The organism is Moorena sp. SIO3H5, from assembly GCF_010692395.1.
GTDB lineage: Bacteria > Cyanobacteriota > Cyanobacteriia > Cyanobacteriales > Coleofasciculaceae > Moorena.
The window spans coordinates 1-4201 of sequence record NZ_JAAHHS010000538.1 but is presented as its reverse complement, the minus strand read 5'-3'; the positions used below and the strand labels follow the sequence as shown (position 1 = coordinate 4201).

Sequence of the window (4201 nt, the reverse complement as noted above, 5' to 3'; positions counted from 1 at the left end):
ATTCGCCCCGATAGTGGGGGTAAGGGCGTTCATTGTGGGGGTAATGGCGTGATTCGCCAGATTCGTTTCCTAGAACCTATGACTGCAGGCATTCTATCTGGACGTCGAGTGGTGAAGCCTTTTGGCATAAATGGTGGTGAAGCCGGTGCTTTGGGAAAAAATTATGTGGAACGGAAGGATGGAACGCTTGAGGAGTTGGGTAGTACTGGGGTAGTGGAAATGAATACAGGTGATGTGTTTGTGATTGAGACCCCTGGAGGTGGGGGATATGGTTTGGATAGTGGTAATAGTGAATCCTAATCGGTAGGGGGGATACTCTTAAACCGGTATTAATCGTGACAAACCCGTATTAAACGGTCAAGGTGCAATTTATTGTTGCCTGAGTGAGGAGTGGTCATAGACAATTGGAGTTAAGTCTTCCACCCATCTTGTCTAGGCGTTCCTCAAATCCCGTTGAGGAGTTCCTTGAAAGCCTTAGTCAAGGTATGCTTAGAGTCAAGCCATCCAAGCTCGACTGCATCAAGCAGACTAAGTCCCATCCCTTTCAAAAAACGCGCGGTACGACGCAACAATACTGCCTGAACCTCGGTCTTGTTCATATACCGAGTTATTTCGAAGTCCGTACCGCGAGCAAGGATGTTCTTCGCAGCATTGCAATCAGCCTGTAACACGACCCCATCAAACCCGGTAAAATTGTCCCCAGTCCTTTTCCCCAACAGGGTTCCATTTCTGGAGTCAATTTGCGACGTGTAACTAGGCTGAACTTCTGTGACAACCGAGCCAGTCCAATCAGCCCATTTCTGCAAAGAATCTCGCATAACTCCTTTCATCCAACTATTGAGTTTGCGGGACACGGCCTTAGACTGGCGCTTATTTCGGATCGGTTGTGTTAAATCTTCCGCAAATACCTTTAAAGATTCCCCATTAAAAAGAGACTTAGAGGCTGCTCCTATTATCGCCGTCAGTTCTGATTGATTTTTTCTGTAACGGCGATTTTCGGTTTTTCTGGTCAGATTATTTTCGAGTATTCGAGCCGACTTGGCCGGGTCTATTTTTTCTAGTTTTCTATGAAGTGCCCAAAGCTTACCCCTGTTCCGGTTCTTTGCACATATGCGCTCAGACTTTTTGGTGGCTACTTTTCCTAGTTCCTCCCCGTAAGCCTGACCCTCTGAGTCATAGAAAGCCTCAGTGTAACCCTTGTCTACTCCGACACTCCGACGTTCAGTTGGAATCCCGACTGTTCCATAGTCTACCAAAAAGTGAATTTCAAATCTTTGCAGGAGTTGGTTGTGGATTAACCTTATTTGTCCTTTTATTTTTCGGTTAGATCTAACAACGATCCTATTTCTCTTCCCTCTCTTTAATCCAGCTAGTTCTAACTGATAAGTGTTACGGGAAATTCTTTGGCATTTGTACCCTCCTTGTTGATAGACTATCTGATTTTTGACCCAAGAATGTCCCCGCTGAAATTCCTTTCTGACAAATCTGTGTAAGAGGGAGTTATCCAGAAAAGCTACGGTCTTAAGTTGTTTGCAAAGCTCTTTCCGCTTCTTTTGGTCATCCTTTCCAGGGAACCTTTTGTAAACCTTTTTAATTACCGCTTCAGTGCAAGCAGCTTGGCTCGCTGTAATGGCCTTGGCTACATCACTGACCGTCCATTCCATCAATTTGGAAGGCAATCCCAGGGATTCGGGACTTCTAAAACTCCTGACTTCTGGGTATGCTTTTTTCCAGTCAAGTCCCCAATGGTTAATGCTTCCAAGTTTGTTGTAAGACTCAGAGCGAACCACACCAAGTTTTTTCATGGTAGACAGTAACTCAATCTCAACCGACTTTGCCATCCCCACTACAGGGACGATTTGAGTCGATATTTTCTTGGTTGCTCCTACTTTTTTTGGTATGGTCGCTTTCACTCTGTGTCCTATTCCAATTATACCATAGCGCTAGTGAGCGTTTTTGTCTGATTTGTAAGGTTAAATACCGTATCATCCCTATTTTTAGGGGTTTGGTTGCGAGGCGAATGGGATGGGCAGAGCCCATCCCATTGGTTTTTCCTTTGGGTTAAAAGTCTTAACGGTCGAGGAGGTTAATGGTTAGACCAGTAGCAGCACCTTTAACCGCATTATCTACCACGGAGCCATTATCAATGATCACGCCAGTGACAACACTAGCAGCAGCGCCAAACCCTGCATCTTGAGCTAGACTCCCAGCACTGTTACGGCGAGCTCTAGTTCTATTGCGCTTAGTAGCATTGACAGCAGCACCAGCGGCAGCGCCATTGGCACTATTACCAATCAATGAGCCGTTGTCAGTTAATTCTCCAACTACCGCACCAGCAGCAGCACCAATACCGATATCTCTTAATAAATCACCAGCAGCTGCCGGTGCAGCGGGTAGTAGTGTTGCGCCTACAAAACCGGTTGTGATCAGTCCTGGTAGTAGAGCACCGAAAATTCCTTTCATCTTTGTGTCCTCTAAATTGAGCAATCGAGCTACTGCTCTTAGGTTAGATCTGTCTCTCGGCAGATAACCTCTTCCATTAGAATTATTTGAACGCGCTCAATCAAGACAGTGAATCTGCCAAAGGTTCCTCAAGACCGCGCTGCATCGCCACCAAAAATTCCTAATAATTTCTTGCCTCTTGCCTCTTGCCTCTTGCCTTACTACGGAATAATTGCGAAGACCCTTGCTGGAAAACCAGAACCTTTCAGGGGTTTAGGAAAAGTTACGATTGCGATCGCACCATACTCCGGCACCTGATCCAAGTTAGTTAGCAACTCGATCTGATACTTGTCTTGGCTGAGAATATAATTTTCTAGGGAATAGTCCTCTTGGCTAGTGGCAATTCCAGGGTCAGTATCAGTTGGTTCATGACCGGAAGCAGTAATGTAGCGTTCTTCGTAGAGATATTTCAGTACTTCAGCACTCCAGCCAGGATAATGGGCAATACCATTAGCGTCAGCATTACGCATTTTGGTCATACTAGGCCAAGCCTTAGACCAATCCGTACGCATTGCTACAAATGCCCCTTCTGGCACCAAACCGTATTTCTGTTCCCAAGCTCGTACATCTTCCAGGGTAATTTGATAGTCGGGGTTCTGAGTCACCTTGTCGCTGACATCGATTACCACCAGGGGTAGCACCATTTCAGTAACCGGGATTTCATCCTGAAACCGTTTACCCCTGACGAAATGAGCTGGCGGATCAACGTGGGTACCCCACTGACCAGGAAGATTATAGCGCTGTACCAAAAATCCAGAGCCCTTGGTGCCAACCATCTCATCGTAGTGGTAGATTGTGGTGCGTTTTTCAGGATCAAAGCCTGGCCAGTGGGGAATCTGGGGATGAAAGGTATGGGTTAAATCCACAAACTCATGGGACTTTAGTTGTGCTAATGTATCCCAAAGGCTTGGGTAGTCAGCGGTTTGGGCAGTGCTCGGGTTTGCCAAACCGACTATGACAATCATGGTTAAGACCAACAAAGCTTTACGCAACATGGCTCTTTCCTAGAAAAAGTCTGAAATAAAGTATCAAGGATTCAGGATAAACCATCAAGGATCAAGGATTATAGCGCTACGCACAAGGCAAGAGGCAAGAGGCAAGAGGCAAGAGGCAAAAGTTGACCTGCATTAGCTTTTGAGCTTTTATCAATGTCAAACACCTTAATGCTTAGTGCTATAAGACACTTACGCACTTATCTACTCAATTCGACGTCAAACGCTTAGAAATCTGGTTAATTAACCCACTCACAATTGCCCCAGCCATCAGCACGCCAATGGCGGGAGTAAATACTGGTTCCCAAAGGCTGTACCATAGTTCCAGTCCCAAGGGAATACCAACCGAACGACCAACCAATGCGATCGCAAACCAAAGAAAGCTCAATAAGACTAGAAAAACATCGAGCATTAAAATTTGGTTAAGCCAACGGAGCAATTGCTCTTTCATCTTCAAAAATTTCTGGTAATTTAGTTTAATTGTAAACGTTATTAGTTTATTGTTGTGCAGTCATGCTGGTCAAGAGTGAAATAATCAAACTTAAAACCCACGAACCTATTGCTATCTACAATATCACCGATTACATCACCAAATTACTAGAGGTCACTGGGGTTAAAACGGTCATGCTTTAGTCTTTTCCAGACATACAACTACTGCGTTAGCCATTAATGAATATGAAGAACGATTACTCGAAGATATCAAAGTC

At 45.0% G+C, this 4201-nt stretch carries 6 protein-coding genes; 1 reads left to right on the top strand and 5 read right to left on the bottom strand.

The annotated features are described in order from the left end of the window. Nucleotides 1-300: hydantoinase B/oxoprolinase family protein (locus tag F6K52_RS33075; RefSeq protein WP_293088854.1), on the top strand; the 300-nt coding region annotated here is incomplete at its 5' end. A gap of 143 nt (nucleotides 301-443) precedes the next feature. Here the strand turns inward: F6K52_RS33075 and F6K52_RS33070 are convergent. The 5 genes from F6K52_RS33070 to F6K52_RS33050 form a co-directional block, all read right to left on the bottom strand. Next, the gene (locus tag F6K52_RS33070; RefSeq protein ID WP_293088856.1) at nucleotides 444-1841 is read right to left on the bottom strand and encodes a zinc ribbon domain-containing protein; all 1398 of its coding nucleotides are present in this window, start codon (nucleotides 1839-1841) and stop codon (nucleotides 444-446) included. A 229-nt stretch (nucleotides 1842-2070) separates the two neighbouring features. Then, on the bottom strand, nucleotides 2071-2463 hold the full coding sequence (locus tag F6K52_RS33065) for a hypothetical protein (RefSeq protein WP_293088852.1): 393 nt from the start codon (nucleotides 2461-2463) through the stop codon (nucleotides 2071-2073). Between the two features lie 200 nt (nucleotides 2464-2663). Next, the gene (locus F6K52_RS33060; protein WP_293088850.1) at nucleotides 2664-3497 is read right to left on the bottom strand and encodes a cyclase family protein; all 834 of its coding nucleotides are present in this window, start codon (nucleotides 3495-3497) and stop codon (nucleotides 2664-2666) included. Between the two features lie 68 nt (nucleotides 3498-3565). Beyond that, the gene (locus F6K52_RS33055; RefSeq protein ID WP_293088848.1) at nucleotides 3566-3694 is read right to left on the bottom strand and encodes a hypothetical protein; all 129 of its coding nucleotides are present in this window, start codon (nucleotides 3692-3694) and stop codon (nucleotides 3566-3568) included. Between the two features lie 8 nt (nucleotides 3695-3702). Beyond that, entirely contained in the window at nucleotides 3703-3945 is a 243-nt protein-coding gene (locus F6K52_RS33050; RefSeq protein WP_070391881.1) for a hypothetical protein, read from the bottom strand. Between the last annotated feature and the right edge of the window lie 256 nt (nucleotides 3946-4201).

Excerpts from the sequence above, each read along its gene's own strand:
- F6K52_RS33060 (WP_293088850.1), bottom strand. The coding sequence starts at position 3,497 with ATGTTGCGTAAAGCTTTGTTGGTCTTAACCATGATTGTCATAGTCGGT.
- F6K52_RS33050 (WP_070391881.1), bottom strand. The coding sequence starts at position 3,945 with ATGAAAGAGCAATTGCTCCGTTGGCTTAACCAAATTTTAATGCTCGAT.
- F6K52_RS33070 (WP_293088856.1), bottom strand. The coding sequence starts at position 1,841 with ATGGCAAAGTCGGTTGAGATTGAGTTACTGTCTACCATGAAAAAACTT.
- F6K52_RS33065 (WP_293088852.1), bottom strand. The coding sequence starts at position 2,463 with ATGAAAGGAATTTTCGGTGCTCTACTACCAGGACTGATCACAACCGGT.